The organism is Paenibacillus aestuarii (genome assembly GCF_027789125.1).
Classification (GTDB): Bacteria; Bacillota; Bacilli; order Paenibacillales; family NBRC-103111; genus Paenibacillus_E; species Paenibacillus_E aestuarii.
In genome coordinates this window covers 263,694-281,522 of record NZ_JAQFVF010000027.1, presented here as the reverse complement: position 1 = coordinate 281,522, position 17,829 = coordinate 263,694, and the positions used below count along the sequence as shown (strand labels likewise).

Annotated in this window: 19 protein-coding genes and 1 other RNA gene; 13 read left to right on the top strand and 7 right to left on the bottom strand. The window is 50.5% G+C overall.

Going from position 1 to position 17,829, the window contains the following annotated elements:
* Positions 1 to 57: 57 nt before the first annotated feature.
* Together O9139_RS13885 and O9139_RS13880 are read left to right on the top strand one after the other, a co-directional pair.
* Positions 58 to 498 carry a MerR family transcriptional regulator gene (locus tag O9139_RS13885; protein ID WP_270880075.1) on the top strand — a complete coding sequence of 147 codons (441 nt, stop codon included), beginning with the start codon at positions 58 to 60 and terminating at the stop codon, positions 496 to 498.
* Between the two features lie 21 nt (positions 499 to 519).
* Complete coding sequence (locus tag O9139_RS13880) at positions 520 to 1,209, top strand: zinc metallopeptidase (protein ID WP_270880074.1); 690 nt, start codon at positions 520 to 522, stop codon at positions 1,207 to 1,209.
* 55 nt (positions 1,210 to 1,264) lie between these two features.
* Here O9139_RS13880 and O9139_RS13875 read toward each other — a convergent pair whose 3' ends face one another.
* Positions 1,265 to 2,158, bottom strand: a complete 894-nt coding sequence (locus tag O9139_RS13875) for a LysR family transcriptional regulator (protein ID WP_270880073.1) — start codon at positions 2,156 to 2,158, stop codon at positions 1,265 to 1,267.
* Between the two features lie 160 nt (positions 2,159 to 2,318).
* Between O9139_RS13875 and tpx the strand changes: the two genes are divergently transcribed.
* The gene (gene tpx / locus O9139_RS13870) at positions 2,319 to 2,837 is read left to right on the top strand and encodes a thiol peroxidase (protein WP_270880072.1); all 519 of its coding nucleotides are present in this window, start codon (positions 2,319 to 2,321) and stop codon (positions 2,835 to 2,837) included.
* Between the two features lie 54 nt (positions 2,838 to 2,891).
* Here tpx and O9139_RS13865 read toward each other — a convergent pair whose 3' ends face one another.
* Positions 2,892 to 3,281, bottom strand: a complete 390-nt coding sequence (locus O9139_RS13865; RefSeq protein WP_270880071.1) for a DUF1499 domain-containing protein — start codon at positions 3,279 to 3,281, stop codon at positions 2,892 to 2,894.
* A 191-nt stretch (positions 3,282 to 3,472) separates the two neighbouring features.
* Positions 3,473 to 4,819, bottom strand: a complete 1,347-nt coding sequence (locus O9139_RS13860) for an Nramp family divalent metal transporter (protein WP_270880070.1) — start codon at positions 4,817 to 4,819, stop codon at positions 3,473 to 3,475.
* Between the two features lie 159 nt (positions 4,820 to 4,978).
* On the opposite strand from O9139_RS13860, the gene O9139_RS13855 reads away from it, so the two are divergent.
* Together O9139_RS13855 and xylB are read left to right on the top strand one after the other, a co-directional pair.
* Entirely contained in the window at positions 4,979 to 5,473 is a 495-nt protein-coding gene (locus tag O9139_RS13855; protein ID WP_270880069.1) for a GNAT family N-acetyltransferase, read from the top strand.
* A 118-nt stretch (positions 5,474 to 5,591) separates the two neighbouring features.
* Positions 5,592 to 7,124, top strand: a complete 1,533-nt coding sequence (xylB, locus tag O9139_RS13850) for a xylulokinase (RefSeq protein ID WP_270880068.1) — start codon at positions 5,592 to 5,594, stop codon at positions 7,122 to 7,124.
* Between the two features lie 242 nt (positions 7,125 to 7,366).
* Here the strand turns inward: xylB and ssrS are convergent.
* Both ssrS and O9139_RS13840 read right to left on the bottom strand, forming a co-directional pair.
* A non-coding RNA gene (gene ssrS, locus O9139_RS13845) (6S RNA) lies at positions 7,367 to 7,548 on the bottom strand.
* Positions 7,549 to 7,612: 64 nt separating this feature from the next.
* Positions 7,613 to 8,434 carry a YesL family protein gene (locus O9139_RS13840; RefSeq protein WP_270880067.1) on the bottom strand — a complete coding sequence of 274 codons (822 nt, stop codon included), beginning with the start codon at positions 8,432 to 8,434 and terminating at the stop codon, positions 7,613 to 7,615.
* 180 nt (positions 8,435 to 8,614) lie between these two features.
* Between O9139_RS13840 and O9139_RS13835 the strand changes: the two genes are divergently transcribed.
* The gene (locus O9139_RS13835) at positions 8,615 to 8,698 is read left to right on the top strand and encodes a YjcZ family sporulation protein (protein ID WP_270880137.1); all 84 of its coding nucleotides are present in this window, start codon (positions 8,615 to 8,617) and stop codon (positions 8,696 to 8,698) included.
* Between the two features lie 71 nt (positions 8,699 to 8,769).
* On the opposite strand, the gene O9139_RS13830 is transcribed toward O9139_RS13835, so the two are convergent.
* Complete coding sequence (locus O9139_RS13830; RefSeq protein ID WP_270880066.1) at positions 8,770 to 10,377, bottom strand: DEAD/DEAH box helicase; 1,608 nt, start codon at positions 10,375 to 10,377, stop codon at positions 8,770 to 8,772.
* A gap of 274 nt (positions 10,378 to 10,651) precedes the next feature.
* Here O9139_RS13830 and O9139_RS13825 point away from each other — a divergent pair, with 274 nt between their 5' ends.
* From O9139_RS13825 to O9139_RS13795, 7 genes are all read left to right on the top strand, one after another.
* On the top strand, positions 10,652 to 11,182 hold the full coding sequence (locus O9139_RS13825) for a DUF4178 domain-containing protein (protein ID WP_270880065.1): 531 nt from the start codon (positions 10,652 to 10,654) through the stop codon (positions 11,180 to 11,182).
* A 79-nt stretch (positions 11,183 to 11,261) separates the two neighbouring features.
* Positions 11,262 to 11,942, top strand: coding sequence for a DUF4247 domain-containing protein (locus O9139_RS13820; RefSeq protein ID WP_270880064.1), 681 nt, complete (start codon positions 11,262 to 11,264; stop codon positions 11,940 to 11,942).
* Between the two features lie 173 nt (positions 11,943 to 12,115).
* Entirely contained in the window at positions 12,116 to 12,937 is an 822-nt protein-coding gene (locus O9139_RS13815) for a YitT family protein (RefSeq protein WP_270880063.1), read from the top strand.
* Positions 12,938 to 13,069: 132 nt separating this feature from the next.
* The gene (locus O9139_RS13810; protein ID WP_270880062.1) at positions 13,070 to 13,264 is read left to right on the top strand and encodes a hypothetical protein; all 195 of its coding nucleotides are present in this window, start codon (positions 13,070 to 13,072) and stop codon (positions 13,262 to 13,264) included.
* Positions 13,265 to 13,391: 127 nt separating this feature from the next.
* Positions 13,392 to 13,619 (top strand): twin-arginine translocase TatA/TatE family subunit, encoded by a 228-nt coding sequence (tatA, locus tag O9139_RS13805; protein ID WP_270880061.1) that lies wholly within the window; start codon positions 13,392 to 13,394, stop codon positions 13,617 to 13,619.
* 207 nt (positions 13,620 to 13,826) lie between these two features.
* Positions 13,827 to 15,020: a putative glycoside hydrolase gene (locus O9139_RS13800; protein WP_270880060.1), complete on the top strand. Its 1,194-nt coding sequence runs from the start codon at positions 13,827 to 13,829 to the stop codon at positions 15,018 to 15,020.
* Positions 15,021 to 15,205: 185 nt separating this feature from the next.
* Positions 15,206 to 16,159, top strand: a complete 954-nt coding sequence (locus O9139_RS13795; protein WP_270880059.1) for a D-2-hydroxyacid dehydrogenase — start codon at positions 15,206 to 15,208, stop codon at positions 16,157 to 16,159.
* A gap of 206 nt (positions 16,160 to 16,365) precedes the next feature.
* Here the strand turns inward: O9139_RS13795 and serS are convergent, their stop codons facing one another.
* The gene (gene serS / locus O9139_RS13790) at positions 16,366 to 17,733 is read right to left on the bottom strand and encodes a serine--tRNA ligase (protein WP_270880058.1); all 1,368 of its coding nucleotides are present in this window, start codon (positions 17,731 to 17,733) and stop codon (positions 16,366 to 16,368) included.
* Positions 17,734 to 17,829 lie beyond the last annotated feature (96 nt).

Here is a 17,829-nt window from a genome sequence, read left to right as displayed (position 1 = left end):
TCAAGTATCATATTAAGTAGAAGAACTTTTTTAAAGCATGGGTAGAGGTGAGTAAGCATGGGGAATGGAAAGCTGTATAAAATCGGAGAATTAGCGAAACTGGCCGATGTCAGTCCTCGAACCATTGATTATTACACGAAGTTAGGCTTGATCGAGCCTGAGAAGAGATCAGATAAGAACTATCGCTTGTACAGCGATGAAACCTTTAACAGGTTGAAACGTATTGAAACAATGAAGAACGAGAAATATACCTTAGAAGAGATCAAAGCGAATCTGCAGCAACTGAATAAAGTCACTCATGATGATACGGTGAAAGAAAAGCTGACATCAATTCAGCTTCATCTGGAACAAGTGGCCAAAGAAGCTAAAGAGCTTGGTCCGATTATGCAACAGCTTAAGCCGAATCAATTGAAGAAACTTTATAAATTATTAACACATCCAACAACCGCCTGTATCGAAGCGCTAATTGTCCTTCTCGGTAAAAATCCGTTCTCATAATGAAATACGGAGGAATGCAGGATGTTTTTTCACCCAATGGATTTTCTTATTATCATCGCTTTCGGACTATCCTTGTGGGCTTCGTTTCGTGTAAGAGGAACGTTTAACAAATGGTCGGAGGTTCCGATCTACTCCGGTATGACAGGCGCAGAAGCCGCAAGACGGATGCTGGATGCCAATGGTCTCTACGATATTCCTATTGAGCCTGTTCCCGGCGCGCTGACCGACCACTATGACCCACTGGCCAGAGCCGTTCGCTTGTCCGAGCCCGTCTTTTATCAAAGCTCAATTTCCGCTGTTTCCGTTGCTTGCCACGAGGTTGGCCATGCGATTCAGCATAAGGTTCATTATCCGATGCTCGTTATGCGACATCAGATGTTTCCAGTCGTTAACTTCGCGTCCGGCGTCGCGCCAATTCTGATTCTGGCCGGCTTCTTCTTCCAGCAAATCCCTTGGCTGCTCGGACTCGGTATCTTATTCTTTGCCGCAGCCGTAGCGTTCCAACTTATTACCCTGCCTGTCGAGTTCAACGCCAGCTCTCGGGCCCGCGAGCTCATGGTCTCTTACGGCTTCATCACCAATGAAGAAGAGCGTGGTGTGGCGAAAGTGCTGAATGCGGCAGCTCTTACTTACGTCGCGGCAGCTTTAATCTCCGTGCTCGAGCTTCTCAAGTACATTATGATTTTCAACGGCCGGAACAACGATGATTAAACACAAAAGCTTTCCTTCAGATCGTGCTTACTGCACGCTGAGGGAAAGCTTTTATTTATTTTAGCGATTGGAAATATTCGAGCAGGAAGCGGCGAAACACTTCGGCTACAAGCGGCAGCTTCTCGCCGCTGCGGCTGATCAGCCCGACCGTCCGGGTTACCTGCGGATCCGTGACGCGAACTTTTGCCGGCTGCATCTGGCCGCCTTCCAGCAAGGACATGGCGGGCAGCAGGCTCACGCCCATCCCTGCGGCAACAAGGCCGCGAACCGTATCTGTCTCTTCGCCTTCGAACTCAATCTTCGGTACGAAGCCCGCCTTCAAGCAAGCTTCCATCACGATCGAACGAAGCGTGTATTCTTCGCTGAACATGACAAAAGGCTCCTGCTTCAGCTGCTCCAGTCTTATCGATGTATATTCAGCCAAAATATGATTAGGCGGCAATATTGCATACAGCTCTTCAGTGAGCAAAATTTCACCCGATACATGTTCGTGCGACTCGGGAAATGGGGAAATGAACGCCAGGTCAATCTCTCCCTTCGTCACATCGCGGATCAAACTTGTATAGGTGCCTTGGCGCAGCCTAAACTTCACGTTCGGATGATCCTTCTTAAAAGCCGCCACAACAGCCGGCAGCAAATGAATGACGACACTATGCGGAAACCCGATGCGGATTTCGCCGGCTTCCGGATCCAGAAACTCATGGATCTCCCCTACAGCACGTTCCAAGTCCGTCAGAATGCCTTCCACCCTGCTCAAGAACAGGTGCCCGACTGATGTCAAATGCAGATTGCGGCCCTTCTGCACGAACAAGCTTACGCCAAGCTCTTCCTCCAGCAAATGAATTTGCCGGCTAACCGCCGATTGCGCGACATGAAGCTCCTCAGAGGCTTGTGTCACATGTTGTTTTCTGGCGACTTTCACAAAGTACTGCAGTTGTCGTAACTCCACGCGTCTAAATCCCCCAGCTTATCTATGTCCGACGAACGCGAACCTATTATGTTATCGCTTTTATTATAGCCATCCCGTATCAATTGGACAACCCAAGCCCGAAAGGCTTATAATAGAAAAGTTGAGAATTTCAATGAAAATAAAGGAGGATTCCCTACCCATGGCTCAAGAACGTACAGGTGTAGCTACTCTTAAAGGCAACCCAATCACTCTGGTAGGACCAGAACTTAAAGTAGGAGACAAAGCGCCTAACTTCACAGTCAACAAAGACTTGATGAACCAAGTTTCCCTGGCTGATTATGCAGGCAAAGTGAAGCTCATCAGCGTTGTTCCTTCCTTGGACACAGGTGTTTGCGACGCGCAAACTCGCCGTTTCAACGAAGAAGCTGCTAAGCTTGGCGACAACGTTGTTGTCCTGACAATCAGTGTGGACCTTCCTTTCGCGCAATCCCGCTGGTGCGGTGCGGCTGGTATCGACAAAGTCGTTACACTGTCCGACTACAAAACTAAATCTTTCGGCGAAGCTTACGGCGTGCTGATTAAAGAAATCCAACTCGATATGCGTTCGATCTTTGTTATCGATGCTAACGATACGATTCAATATGTGGAGTATCTGGGCGAGATGACAAACCACCCGAACTACGAAGCAGCTGTAGAAGCTGTGAAAGCGCTCGTGTAATCCAGCGCATATACATAAAAACAGCAAGGAGGCCAAGCTTCCCTGCTGTTTTTTTTAACCTTCGATTTTATATGCCGCAAGCTTGCGGTCCAATTGTTTATAAATGTCCAATATCGTGCGGTAATTCGATCCCAAATCTCCCATCGATCCACGCGAAGCTGAATAGATGTCGACGGCAGTTTTGACCGGATTAATGCCAAACAGCGTCAAGGTAACGTCTTGCGTACGCCCCGTCATCGTACGGCGTTCAGCGAGAATTTCACCGACACTCTGAACTTCATGAAGAAGCTTGTACCCCGGCGTTTTTTTGAGAACGGCGATAACTTCTTCCCACACCTGATCTTTAGGCAGCTTATAGTACCTCGTCTTAAGCAATGGATCTCTCGCTTTATCTCCGGTCGTCTCGTGACTCCGAACCAATCCAATTAAAGTTCTCTTTAGCAAAAGCCTGTTCCCCCTTTAATGAAGCGCATAGACCGCTTGCCATTCTACACTATTTCCTATCTTACCACTGATTACCCCGGAGCAAAAGAGGGAAAATGAAACGAGCTTCTCCAGCAGGTCTCTGAAACCGTGCAGAAACCGCAAAAAACAGGGAATGCGCGAACATCCCCTGTTTGTAATCTTCTATACAATTAGCCGAAAATGGTGCCGTATAGCAAGTATGCATTCAGGCAGGCAATAATGACCGCTACGATCCAGCTGAGCACGACCATCCAGCGAGGCGCGACGAGCTCGCCCATTTTTTTGCGGTCGGAAGTGAACTTCACAAGCGGAATGACCGCAAAGGACAGCTGCAAGGACAAAATCACTTGGCTGAGCACGAGCAAATCTGTCGCTCCTCTTTCACCGTAAATCCCGATCACAATGACCGCAGGCACAATCGCGATTAGCCGGGTAATTAGGCGGCGCAGCCATGGAGACAGCCGGATGTTCAGGAAACCCTCCATTACAATCTGACCGGCCAGCGTGCCTGTGAGCGTCGAGTTTTGACCGGAGGCGAGCAAAGCTACACCGAACAAAATACTCGCAACTCCTGTGCCAACCATCGGACCAAGCAGTTTGTAGGCGTCTTGAATCTCCGCCACTTCTTGGCCGGCGGAATGGAATGCCGCGGCTGACAGGATGAGGATCGCCGCATTAACGAACAAGGCCAGCATTAATGCAACGGTGGAGTCAATGGTGGCGAATTTGATCGCCGAACGTTTGCCTTCCACAGTCCGCTCGTATTGACGAGTCTGCACGATGGAAGAATGCAGATATAGATTATGCGGCATGACAGTCGCGCCAAGAATACCGAGCGCAATGTACAACATCGCGGGATTGGTAACAATTTGCGTTGTCGGAATGAAGCCTGCCGCTACTTCTTTGAAGTTAGGTTGGGAAAAAATAAGTTCAAAAACAAAGCAAACTGTAATGAGCGCAATCAAGCTGATGACCATCGCTTCGATATAACGGAAGCCTTTCTTTTGCAGCATCAAGACCAGAAGCACATCCAAGGCGGTTAGCATGACCCCGTAGATAAGAGGCAGACCGAACAGCAAATTCAGCGCAATCGCAGCCCCGATAATTTCCGCCAAATCACAGGCAGCAATCGCCAGCTCGCAGAGGATCCAGAGCATGAATGAGACCGGTTTGCTGTAATGGTCCCGGCATGCCTGAGCCAAGTCTCTGCCGGTTACAATGCCTAAACGGCCTGACAAGGCTTGCAGGAGAATAGCCATCAGATTCGAAATTAAAATAACAGATAAGAGCGTATATCCGAATTGGGAGCCGCCGGCCAAATCCGTAGCCCAGTTGCCTGGGTCCATATAGCCGACTGCGACGAGATAGCCAGGTCCGATAAATGCGAGAAGTTTGCGAAAGAATCCAGCTTTTTTCGGTACATGCAGACTCTCATGAACTTCCGGCAAGCTGGGCATTGTGGCGCTTTTTCTCCAGCCGCTTTCTTTTTGTTTCTGTTCTTTGTATGCCACTTCCATATTGTTATCCCTTCTTTCGCCTATCCAATAATGTTGTGCTGGGGAAACTTTATTGTAAGTATACTACACTACATTATATTATGCTAGTGGTAAACAGTTATGTGCATACGGAAATATGTTTCCCTAGGGAAAAACTTAAACGCAAGGAGTTTTGTACAGATGATAACGATTCGCCAAGCTTTGACGGAGCAAGAATGTGCTCAAGCCTACGCCATTGAAAATCAGGTTTATCCCCCGGAAGCCGCAGCTTCCGCTGAAGCATTCAAGTTCAGATTGCAAACTTTCGGCCTTTATTTCTTAGTGGCTGAAACGGACGACGGACGAATTGTCGGCGTCACCAATGGCGTCAGATTGGATCACGTTCACCTAGCTGATGACAGCATTAAACAAACCGCAGATTTCGCGGCTAACGGCGCTAACTTTTGCATCTTAACCATTGCGGTTCACCCCGAATTCCAGCGCCAAGGCCTCGCCTCCGCTTTGCTTACGCGTGTGATTCAACAAGCCAAAGCTGATCAATTGCAGCAAATCGTCCTCATGTGCGAATCGTTCTTGATCGGTTTTTATGAGAAACACGGGTTTCATTATGTATCGCCCTCCTCTTCGGCACACGGCGGCATCCAGTGGCATGAAATGGGCTTGAATCTTAAATAAATGATATGCAAAAAGGAGGAATTCGGTTCTTGACTGCGAATATAGTTGAGGTGTAATCTTTGTATATTCAATAAACAAACAAAGATAAGTCCATTAAACGTATAAAGGGTGAACCAACATGACTTATTTCATGGGATTGGATTTAGGAACTTCTGCGGTTAAATGCATTCTCGTCGACGATACAGGCCGCGTCATCGGCAGCCACAGCGTGGAGTATCCGCTGCAGCAACCGCACCCGGGATGGGCGGAACAGCATCCCGAAGATTGGTGGAACGGCACGGTACAAGGCATTCGTGCCTTGCTGGACAAAACCGGCGTCAGCGGCGAAGAAGTCGCCGGTATTGGCTTCTCCGGCCAGATGCACGGGTCGGTGTTCCTGGACGAAGCGCAGCAGGTCATCCGTCCTGCGCTCTTGTGGTGCGATCAGCGCACCGCGGAGCAGTGCGCTTACATTGAGTCGGCCGTAGGCAAAGAAGAGCTCGGCCGACTCACAGGCAATAAGGCGCTCACAGGCTTCACAGCGCCTAAAGTGGTTTGGCTCCGGCAGCATGAGCCGGAGAACTACGAGCGCGTTCGGCACCTGCTGCTGCCGAAGGACTACGTCAGGCTGCGCCTGACGGGGGCGCTCGGCATGGACATGGCCGACGCCAGCGGCACACTGCTGCTTGACGTCGCGAACCGTCGCTGGTCGCAGACCGTCGCCGAGCGGCTGGACATCCCGATGGCGTGGCTGCCGCCGCTGTACGAGTCCAACGACGTCGCCGGCCATCTGCTGCCGGAGGCCGCCAGCCTCACCGGGCTCGCAGCAGGCACGCCGGTCGTCGCCGGCGGCGGCGACCAAGCTTGCGGCGCGGTCGGCGTCGGCGTTGTGCGCCAAGGCATCGCGTCCGTGGCGCTCGGCACGTCTGGCGTCGTCTTCGTTCACGACGACGCTTATCAAGTCGATGAAGCGTACCGGCTTCATTCGTTCTGCCACGGCGTGCCAGGCAAATGGCACCGTATGGGTGTGATGCTGGCCGCCGGCGGCTCGTTCCAGTGGTGGCGCAACCACTTCGCGCACGAAGAGCTGGCGCGTGCGCAGGCGGAAGGCAAGGACGTCTACGAAATCTTGACGTCCATCGCGGAGACCGCTCCGCTAGGAAGTGAAGGCTTGATCTTCCTGCCTTACCTGTCCGGCGAGCGGACACCGCATCCCGATCCGAAGGCGCGCGGCGGCTTCATTGGCCTCAACCTGCGTCATGGCAAGCCACACTTGACGCGTGCCCTGCTCGAAGGCATCACCTTCGGCCTGCGGGATTCGATGCAGCTGATCCAGGAATCTGGCATCGAAGTCACCGAGCTGCGCGTCAACGGCGGAGGCGCCAGAAGCCTCTTCTGGCGGCAAATGATCGCCGACATCTTCGGCATCCCGGTCGTCACGGTGAACTCGACGGATGGCCCTGCATACGGCGCTGCGATCATGGCCGCTTCCGGCGTGCTGGGTGAGGATATCACCGCGCTCTGCGAGAAGTGGATCCAAGTCGTCGACCGTGTGGAGCCGAACGCAGACAACCACCAGAAATACGAAGCTTACTATCAAATCTACCGCAGCCTGTACGGCACTCTGCAAGCTACGTTCCACCAGCTTAGCGATCTGGCTGGGCAAGCCTAAATCCGCTTGCACAAGCCTGCTTCCCGCAGCGGTGGCGACAACATAAAAAGGAGCCAAGCACTTTCATTGTGCTTGGCTCCTCTTCGCTTATATCCCGCTCTAGACTCCTTCTGCTTCACCGCCGACCGGTATACGGCATTTCCGCCCGTCTCTCCCGTGCGGGCTGCTAGAAGAGCCTGTGTGAAAGTTCAGCGTTGGTCTAGGTGTAAGTAAGTTCACTTGGACATACGTGAATAAACGCAAAGAAACCCGCCTATGCCGTCCGGTTTTGGTGTTTCAAACCCGCTCTCGCAGGTGGGCGTCCGCAGAAGCACTTTTGAGGTCCCTTTTCGAGGGCATGTCAGCTGTGCTTCGATATAGGTCTCCCTAGAAACAGTCATTGGTTCAAAACAACTTAAAACCGAAACGAACATCGCAGGATTCTTTTGTATTATTTATTATAGAGCCGTCCTCGTATGTTTTCAACTGGAAGTCGTTGTATCAGAGGTCTAGTCTCTATTCTTCTCATTTTCTTCTAAATTATGCTTGTCCACTACTTCTTCAGCCTGTTCATTATTCGCGGTTTCCTCCGCCTCCGCTTCAGCGAGCCGCTGCTGTTCTTTCTCTTCCAGCTCTTGCTGCTTCATCTGGATCTTCGTAAAGCTGCGGTTGAACTGCCAGAAGGAGAACGTGGCCACGATGCTGCCCATGAAGAAAACAACCAGGAAGAAATTGAACTTCGTCAAGCAAATATACAAGATCGCTCCGTTACAGAGCAGCATGACGATGGAATTGATCGGATTGCCGATTGTAATCAGGATTGAGTTTTTAACAATCTGCAGCACCTTCATATGCAGATGCACCATAATGGAGAAAAAGTTAAATAGCGCAATCGTGACAATGACCGTGAAAGCAATGAACAAGATTGCCAATACTTTCAGTGTGCTTCCCTGTTTCACGTAAAAGAAGTAATTCACCGTAATGATGACAAAAATGATAACGAAAATCAATCCGCCAACCATACTTTGCAAATAGTTCTCTTTATAACCGCGGAAAAACGTTTTTAGCAGCGGTACGTCCTCTTCGCCTGTCACCCATTTTCTCGCTACGGTAAACATAGCCCCCGTCGCCGGGAATAAAGTAAACGGTGTCAAAACTGCAATGATCGGCAGCATGGACTTAAATGCGTCAGGCGTGGGACTTACTAATCCCATAAATCCAAAAAAGAAAACCGGTATGGAGCACAATATCCAGAGAAGATTGATTACGGATAACCGCATGATCCATTCTGATATTTTGTAAAGTCCTCCCATTACTCCTCTAAACTCCAAAACAGTGTCCTCCTTCGCTTGCCTTAGCAAAACTGGCTTTGCATGACAATGAGCATATGGCTTCATTATAGCCTATTTTTGAACATATAGGTAGACGTCTAGTCCACATAGGGCATATTCCCATAAGATAGTATCAACAAAAGGAATCATTTCCGATTCCGAGCGCAGGAGGTTGATATCATGTCCGCAATTGGAACATCCGCAGGTGCGATTCTTGTCCTTTTTATTCTGCTTGTCATCATTACTAGCTCTTTCATGATCTGATAATAATCCAAACATCATCATAATTTGAACAGAAGGCGAAGATCCTCCGGATCTTCGCCTCTATTTCATGCTTATTTATTTACAAGGGTCTCTTCATTCTTGCGAGGCGCTCTCGAACGGTCACGGTTGCCGCCATTGCCGTACTCGCGGTTGCGGTTCGAAGAGCTGCGTCCTTCGCCGTCTCTGGAGCCGTACTCTCTGCCGCCGTCTTTACGCGGGTAACGGGAACCGGAGTTGTTGCCATATCCGCCGCCGCCTTGACGGTCGCGGTCATATCTGCGCTCTCCGGAGTTGCCGTAGCCACCGCCGCCGCCAACACGTCGGCCAGAGCTGCGAACGTCGAATTTTTTCTTTCTTGCACGGATTGGCTCTTCCGGTGTAAGTTCGATTTCGACTTCTTTCTTCTCGCCAGTCAGCAGCTTCATTGCCGCAGCAAGCAGATTCACGGAATCGTACTGCTCCAGCATTTGGATTGCTAGACCTTTGAACTCGGCATGCGTTTCATTTTGCATAACGTCCAGAATGCGCTCTGCCGTCATTTTTTGCTTGCCTTCAATCGCCTCAGCCAAGCTTGGCAGTGGCTTCTTGTTGATGCGGTGACGCGTTACTTTCTCGATGAAGTGCAGGTGATCGATCTCTCTTGGCGTCACGAACGTCCAAGCTGTACCTTCTTTACCTGCGCGGCCTGTACGACCGATACGGTGCACGTAGCTTTCCGGATCTTGCGGAAGGTCGAAGTTAATAACGTGTGTTACGCCGGAAACGTCCAGACCGCGTGCAGCTACGTCCGTAGCTACGAGCACGTCGATGCTGCCGTCACGGAATTTTCTCATTACGTTGTCACGTTGATTTTGCGAAAGGTCGCCGTGCAAGCCTTCAGCCGCATAGCCTCTCTTTTGCAAAGCTTCAGCCAGCTCATCGACTCTGCGCTTCGTACGGCCGAAGATGATTGCCAGTTCAGGTGCTTCCATGTCCAGCAAACGGCTAAGCGCTTCGAATTTCTGCTTTTCATGCAATTCGATGTATGCTTGATCAATCAACGGTGCGCTGATTTGTTTCGGGATCACGGACACATGCTCTGGATTGCTCAGGAACTGTTGTGCCAGCTTCTGGATATTAGCCGGCATTGTAGCGGAGAACAGCATCGTATGACGCTCTTCCGGAACTAGGCTAAGAATGGATTGGATATCTTCCATGAAGCCCATATCCAGCATCTCGTCAGCTTCGTCCAAAATTACCGTTCTTACATCGTCCAATTTAATCGTCTTACGGTTGATATGGTCAAGGAGACGTCCGGGCGTACCAATGATAATTTGTGGTTTCTTCTTAAGAGCGCGGATTTGTTTTACGATATCCTGTCCGCCATAGATCGGCAGGGAACGGATACCCTTGAAGCGGCCCAGTTTCTCAATCTCTTCAGCTACCTGAATCGCCAACTCACGTGTCGGGCACATGATGAGAGCGGAGATGCGCTCTTCCGCAATGTTGATTTTGTTAACCAACGGAATACCGAAAGCGGCTGTTTTACCCGTACCTGTTTGTGCTTGCCCAATCAAATCGCGGCCTTCCATTGCCAGCGGAATTGTTTTCTCCTGAATCGGCGTGGACTCTTCAAAGCCCATCTCCGTAATTGCGCGTAGAACCTTTGGCTCTAAACCAAATTCTTGAAATGTTTTCAATCTATTCAATCTCCTTTTGTACAGGGCAGGCTAATGCCTTGTATCTTTTTTACCCTTAAGTACGACTTCCTATCCGTTATCTATAGTTTCTTAGTGGAATGCATAAACACATCATTCATGATCCAACCGGCCGCCCTTAAGAATATCTCGAATATTATAGCACAGTTCATACTCATATTTCCAGAGGGCTTATATCCCAAATGAGAACGAAACCTAATGCATACTCTAACGTATAAGAAAGAAGAACGACATATGGAATAGAGGAGAGTTTTTTATGTCCATTTTCAAACGAGTCAGCAATATTCTGCGCAGTCAAAAACAGGAAACAAACACTGCTCCTGCAGGCAATCCGCTTGAAGAAGCGCAAGTTGGAGATATTGTCAACGTAGACTTAGAGGAGTATGTGATCTCCGGTAAAGTAATTTATTTTGACCGCGGCTTCGCCCCTCACCGATATGCTTATTATTTGCAAAGCGGAAAAAACATTCAGTGTTTAATTGTCGAAAAAGGGCGAACCTATGACTGCTTCATCTGCAGCTTTATTGAAGGGTCTCTGGACGATCCGAATGACGTTCCATCGCGGTTAGAGCTGGATGGCGAAACCACATTCGAATTGGAAAACTACCGCAACGATACAACCCGCGTCGAAGGAAATACCGATTTCCGCAGCGGAGACGAAATCACGTTCTGGCGTTATTTCGGCCCCGACAACCGTTTTTTCTTCCTGCAGTGGCAAGACGGCAAGTTTGTGGCGCTTGAAGGCGAACGCACTCTGGGCAGCCAGATCAAATTTTTGAAATCGTAAAGTCCCCCAGCTGCCTGTGTACTGCATATAGCCAGATCACGCATAGAATGTAATGAAGCACGGAAGGAGGCATACCCCGGTGAAAAGATGGACACCATGGCTCGCTTTCCTATTGATCCTTTCCCTGCTGACCGCCTGTGGCGCTGACGCTGCCAGTTATATCAAAAACCAATATCCCTTGGTAAGTGTTGACGGGAATGGGAGCAATCTGTCCAAGGTTTATTCCGTCGAAGGCAAGAATGTCCCTACGGTTGCAACTGAGCTGGCCGCGCAAGAACCGCCGAAAGAAAAGAGCAAAGACTCGGAAGACCAAATGTTCTTGCTCTATGACGATAAGGTCATCAATATTCAGAAGGATCCCAAGGAAAACAGCAATACACTTGTTCAGATTGACAGCATTCAATATGCACGAAGCCATTATGATTCTTCGTTCCTGCAAGGGTTTCTGACCGCCTCCCTGCTTCAATCCATCTTCGGCGGCAGCTGGTTTAACAATCGGACGAATTACGATTACAGAGGCTACACGCGAACACCGGCTTACAGCTCCGGCAGTGGAACGGCTACCGCTCCGCCTGCGAAGGACAAGGCGCCGACAACGTCCAACCGGACGGGGAACTTCAACAGCGGAACGGGCACTCCGAATACGGGCAGCAGTTCCACGACCCGCCGCAATGACGGCTCCACGCCAAGCAAGGTGACCAAACCGTCCGGCAGCAAGCCGAGCACGAGCACGCGCTCAGGCTCATTCAAGCGACGCTGATCATCAAATGATTACATGATAGCCATAGCCAGGCCCTTCGCAGGGTTTGGCTTTTTTGCTGTTTATCATTTCGGCGCGGTGCACTATTGAACGGCGGTTAAATAATGGTTGAACTTTTGTAAGAATGAATTATACTGGCATTATGCTGCATACTATTTTAGAGGTGATTGGGTTTGAAACACGCGCTAGACGTCCTTGTTACGCTAGTTGGCGCACTGCTCGTCGCGGTTGGCTTCAACATGTTCCTGATTCCGCACCAGCTGCTTAGCGGCGGTGTCTCCGGAATTGCCATGATTATCGGCTATTTTACGAATTGGGATATCAGTTTTCTTTATTTTATCTTTAATTTACCGCTTTTGTTTTGGGGCTTGATCAAATTAGGACGAAGATTCATCATCATCAGCGTTCTCTCTGTGTTATTAACGGTATGGATGATGCAGATTATTCCTACCAGTGTCGTGGCCAAGGAACCCATGCTGGGCGCGGTCTTCGGCGGCGTGCTGATCGGGATCGGCAGCGGCATTACTCTGCGTATCGGCGGCTCTACGGCCGGCTTCGACATCGTCGGTTCCATTCTGACCAGACGCTATGATTTTCCGCTTGGCACCGTGCTCTCCGGCTTGAACGGCTTTGTCATTTTCATCCTCGGCTACTATAAGCAGAACTGGGATCTCGCCCTCTTCTCCATGCTGGCTATCTTCATCAGCGGAAAAGTTGTCGATATGATACATATCAGCCACGTGAAAGTGACAGCGTTCATCGTCACCAAACAGAAGGAGGAGCTGCTGCAGCGGTTGATGCAGATCCCCCGCGGCGTCACTTTGGTCAAGACCGAAGGCGCCTTTACGAAGCAGCAGCATGACATGCTGATGACTGTTACAACGAAGTATGAGCTTGTCGAACTGCGAAGAATTATTAAAGAAGTTGACCCGAGAGCTTTTGTCAATATTGTGGAAACAGTCGGCGTTCTCGGCGAATTCCGCAAACATAAATGAAAAGACGTGAAAACTGTCCCTTCTTTCTCCGTGAAACTGTGCTATAATAAGAATTGTAATTTCATATAGTTCTGGTTCATCCTTATGATTCAGGCGTTAGGTCTTATTCTAATCTTATGATTGGGAAGGGTGATGCTTGTGGAGACAGTCAAGTTATCCAGGATTGTGATGAAATTAACACCTGAGTTATACCCTTTTCTAACCAGCTATGAGCTCGATTCCGAGATCGTTCTCCGATACGGTTTGGAGGCGCTCGCGGCAGAAGATGTGATGGAAATTATACAGTTCAGCATTTCTGAACACCATAAAGACGCCTTTTATCATTAAAGGGCGTCTTTTTTTGCAAATTTCTTGAAAGTTAATGGGTTTGTAATAATTAGGGTGTATAGTTTATCCTGGGAACATGGTATGATAGAATAAGTTGAAATTGAATGAAATGTTGGAGGTGTCTGATATGGGAGCATTTTCTCCTTGGCACATCATTTTGATTGCACTCGTCGCCCTTCTGCTGTTCGGGCCTAACAAACTGCCTGAGCTTGGTCGTGGATTTGGTAAAATGTTTCGCGAGTTCAAAGATGCAACTACCGGCAACAGCGGCAATACTTCAGCTGAAGAGCTGCCTGTTCGTAAAGAAGTGAATCCTGAAGTCGCGCAAACCGAAACAAGTCAAAATCAGAAATAAAACCAAAACACCCGGCATCTCTTGCCATCGGGTGTTTTTTCATATTTTTGCTGAAACCCCGCTGCAAGACTTCCCGATCAAACCGCCTCTACGCCCAGGAAAAAACCGCCTTTCTTCTACAATCCTCTACAAATTTCCTATGTTCGGAGCCCTTCTCTTGCTTTATAATAAAAGCTAGATTCATAGATGGGAGAGGACTTATTCAACATGGAAATTTTATTGGCATCACTTGCCATGATCTGGGGCAGTGTCAACGCTGCAAATCCGGACGCCAACTTTGATCAATTGGTTCAAGCATCGATGAATGCGAAGAATGCCATTGTTCAAACCGCACCGCCGCAAGGGACGGATTCGTCCGTAGCTTTTGACCCCTTAGCTCCCGTCAACAAACTCGATCCCCAGAAAGATGCCCCAAAAGTCAAGGGCATTTACTCCACAGCGCACAGTGCCGGCGGCAGCCGCCTGAACACGCTCGTCAAACTGATGGATGATACGGAGCTCAACGCTATGGTTATCGACGTGAAGGACGACTGGGGCTACATAACTTGGGAAACCGGGAATCCTGAACTGGATGCCATGGGCACCACACAAAAGATTATCGGCGACATGCCTGGCTTGATGAACACTTTGAATGAGCATCAAATCTATCCGATTGCCCGGATTGTTGTGTTTAAAGATACGGTGCTTGCCAAAAAGAAACCCGAACTTTCCTTCGTCAACCCTGACGGTACGCTATGGGGGAACAGCAAGAACCCGCCGGACAGCTTCGTCAATCCGTACAACAAAGAAGTATGGGATTACAATATCGCCGTAGCCAAAGAGGCTGTGAAAGCCGGTTTTAAAGAAATCCAGTTTGATTACGTCCGCTTCCCTGAAGGCTTTGAGAAAAGAGCCGATATCCTGAAATATACGAAGGACGAGCGTAGCCGTATTGAAGCTGTCGCTTCTTTTGTGAAATATGCCAAAGAACAGCTCCAACCGCTCGGCGTGCGCGTGTCCGTTGATATTTTCGGCTATGCCGCTTCCGTCCCTGCTGCCGAAGGCATCGGTCAGGATTTCGAGAAGATCTCGCAGAACGTCGACGTCATCAGCCCTATGATCTATCCGAGTCATTACAGCACAGGCTGGTTCGGTTCCAAAGTACCTGACGCAAATCCGTATGCCACGATTAATGGCGCTTCCATCGATACGGAGAAGAAACTAGCAGAAATCGATAAAAAAGGCTGGAAACCTGTCGTGAGGCCATGGATCCAAGACTTCACCGCATCGTGGGTTCCGGGCTATATCAAATACGGCAAACATGAAGTTGAAGAACAGATTCGCGCTTTGAAAGAAAACGGCGTGGATGAGTTCCTTCTGTGGAATGCCAATAACAATTATACGGCCGGTGTGAATTATTAAGTTAGCCATCTAGGCCCGTCTAGACCCCTTAAAGGTCCCCAAAAGGCCCCCTAAATCATATAGGTTTAGGGGGTTTTTGCTTCTTTTGTTTACATCACCTAGCGGATTGTTTATCATGTTAGCAGAATAGACCTGATATTGAACTACATAGCCACCAGAGCATATAAAAGGAGCTGAAGCTAGTCATGAAGATCGTCGCGTTAACTGGCATGGATCTGACATATTTACAGGAGCATCTGCCAGCCGATTTGCATAATCGCGTGCAATTCCACTGGTTCAAAAGTTCCGAAGAAGCCCATTCCGTGCTCCCCGAGGCGGATGTTATTGTAACCGCTGGCCGGATCAATCCGGAAGCGCTGCAACTGGCGCCTAACGTGAAATGGGTACAGACGCTGTCCGCCGGCGTAGATAAGCTGCCGCTTCAGCAGCTGGCAGAACGCCATATTGTGCTGACGAACGCACGCGGTGTGCATACGATTCAAATGAGTGAATTTACGATCAGCTTAATGCTGCAGTGGGTACGCAAAACGAACCAACTGCATGATAACCAGATGAAGTCGGTGTGGGATCATACGCTTGCTTTTGGCGAGCTGCATGGGAAAACAGTCGGCATCGTCGGCGCCGGTGCCATCGGCGAAGCTGTCGCCCGCAAAGCGAAAGCGTTCGATATGCAAGTGATCGGCCTCAACCGGTCCGGCAAGCCACAGCCCGCTTTTGATGTGACCGTGAGCGGTGAAGAAGGACTTACCCAGCTGCTGTCACAAAGCGATTTTGTCGTGCTGCTGCTGCCTAGCACGGCCAAGACGCAGCGCTTTATCACCCGTGAGCATCTGGCTCTGCTGAAATCCAGCGCCTTCCTGATCAACCTGGCGCGCGGTGATGTCATCGATGAGCAGGCGCTCATCGCCGCTTTACAAGAAGGCAAGCTGGCCGGGGCGGCGCTTGACGTGTTCGAGAAGGAGCCGTTGCCGGCTTCATCCCCGCTCTGGGGCATGGATAACGTCATCGTCACCCCGCATATCGCCGGCTCCTCGGCTCATTACACCGAGCGTGCCTCAGCGATTGTGTATCACAACATCCGTGCTATGCTCGATGGCGGTGAGATGATGAACGTCGTCGACCTGCGCGAGGGCTACTAGGAGCTGCGGGAGCTCCGACGGAAAAAGGCTGCCCCACAACGCCATCTGCGATGGCTTGGGGCAGCCTTTTTGTTATGCGGCGGCCTCGGTTGCCTTGGTGGCTGGCCGCTTGGAGGCGCTCGGGCGGCTGCTATTCTGCATTTTCGGCAAGATAGCACGTGATCCGTCGCCAAACATGCAAATTGCCGTCCGCATCCGGCAGCCCTTTAACGCGCAGGGATCGATGCCATTCCCCGCATATAAGGCCGCAGCGCAGGCGGAATGTAGATCGATCCGTCCTCCTGCTGATGATTTTCCAGCAGCGGGATTAAGATACGCGGGGTCGCCACCGCAGTATTATTGAGTGTGTAGCCATACTGCAGCCCCCCATCCGGGTGCGAATAGCGTATCCCGCAGCGGCGCGCTTGATAATCGAGCAAGCTCGACGACGAGTGCGTTTCACCGTAATTTCCTCGGCTCGGCATCCATGTTTCGATATCGTATTGTTTGTAGTTTTTGCTGCCCATATCCCCTGTACAAACGGCGACGATCCGATATGGAAGCTCCAGCAGCTGCAAAATATGCTCAGCATTGCGCGTAATTTCGTCCAGCATCTGCTCGGCGACTTGCGGGTCGTTCAGGCAAATCACGACTTGCTCTACTTTCGCGAACTGGTGTACGCGGTACAGCCCGCGAACATCTCTTCCGGCCGACCCCGCTTCTTTGCGGAAGCAGTTCGAAACCCCTGCCAGCCGGATCGGCCCTTGCGACAAATCGACGATTTCGTTCGCAAAGTACGACACCAGCGGCCCTTCCGATGTGCCGACAAGCCACTTGTTCTCGCCGTCCAGCTCATACGTTTGGTCTTTCCCGCCAGGGAAAAAGGCCGCATTCACCAGCGCCTCTTCCCGAACCATTAACGGCACATCCATGACCGTAAATCCGCGATCCGCAAGCACATCAATCGCCAGCTGCTGCACTGCCCTGTGCAAATAGAGCCCCATCCCCTTCAGGTAATAGTTGCGCGTGCCGGCCACCTTCACACCTCGCGGGATGTCGATGATGTCGAGCGCCTCGCCCAGCTGAACATGATCACGCGGTTCGAACACAAACGCTGTGGGCTCGCCCACGACTTTAATCTGCACATTATCGGCATCCGATGCCCCAATCGGCGTATCCGGCGAAGCGATATTCGGCACAAGCAGCTGCAACGCTTGAAAACGCGCATCTACTTTCGCAAGCTCCGCCTCCAGAGCGACCAATGCAGTGTTGCATACGCGCACCTGCTCCTTCCGCTTCTCAACCTCAGCCTGCCACTCTCCCCGCTCCGCCTCAACTTGCCCCTCACGCAGATCTGCCTCAGCCAGCTCCTCACGCCCCCCGGCTCCTTCGCTTTGCTTCTGCCGCATCAGCCGGGCAATTTCCGCCGAGGCGCGGTTCCGCTCCGCCCGCCGTACATCCACACGCTGCCCCAGCTCTCTCCGCTGCTCCTCCGTCTCCAGCAGCTCCGCTACATTAAAATCCAGCATCCCTTTATGGCGTGCTGCTGCTTCCACTTGCTCTTGATGCGTACGAATCCATTTCATGTCCAACATAACCGTCACCGCTCCTTTTTTGTAAAAAAGACAAAGAACGCTCCTCTCCGATTGGGACGAGGAGCGTTCTGCTCGCGGTGCCACCCAACTTGATGA

Coding starts and splice junctions, on each gene's coding strand:
- serS (WP_270880058.1), bottom strand. CDS start 17,733: ATGTTGGACATGAAATGGATTCGTACGCATCAAGAGCAAGTGGAAGCA.
- O9139_RS13880 (WP_270880074.1), top strand. CDS start 520: ATGTTTTTTCACCCAATGGATTTTCTTATTATCATCGCTTTCGGACTA.
- tpx (WP_270880072.1), top strand. CDS start 2,319: ATGGCTCAAGAACGTACAGGTGTAGCTACTCTTAAAGGCAACCCAATC.
- O9139_RS13795 (WP_270880059.1), top strand. CDS start 15,206: ATGAAGATCGTCGCGTTAACTGGCATGGATCTGACATATTTACAGGAG.
- O9139_RS13800 (WP_270880060.1), top strand. CDS start 13,827: ATGGAAATTTTATTGGCATCACTTGCCATGATCTGGGGCAGTGTCAAC.
- tatA (WP_270880061.1), top strand. CDS start 13,392: ATGGGAGCATTTTCTCCTTGGCACATCATTTTGATTGCACTCGTCGCC.
- O9139_RS13885 (WP_270880075.1), top strand. CDS start 58: ATGGGGAATGGAAAGCTGTATAAAATCGGAGAATTAGCGAAACTGGCC.
- O9139_RS13855 (WP_270880069.1), top strand. CDS start 4,979: ATGATAACGATTCGCCAAGCTTTGACGGAGCAAGAATGTGCTCAAGCC.
- O9139_RS13835 (WP_270880137.1), top strand. CDS start 8,615: ATGTCCGCAATTGGAACATCCGCAGGTGCGATTCTTGTCCTTTTTATT.
- xylB (WP_270880068.1), top strand. CDS start 5,592: ATGACTTATTTCATGGGATTGGATTTAGGAACTTCTGCGGTTAAATGC.
- O9139_RS13825 (WP_270880065.1), top strand. CDS start 10,652: ATGTCCATTTTCAAACGAGTCAGCAATATTCTGCGCAGTCAAAAACAG.
- O9139_RS13860 (WP_270880070.1), bottom strand. CDS start 4,819: ATGGAAGTGGCATACAAAGAACAGAAACAAAAAGAAAGCGGCTGGAGA.
- O9139_RS13810 (WP_270880062.1), top strand. CDS start 13,070: ATGCTTGTGGAGACAGTCAAGTTATCCAGGATTGTGATGAAATTAACA.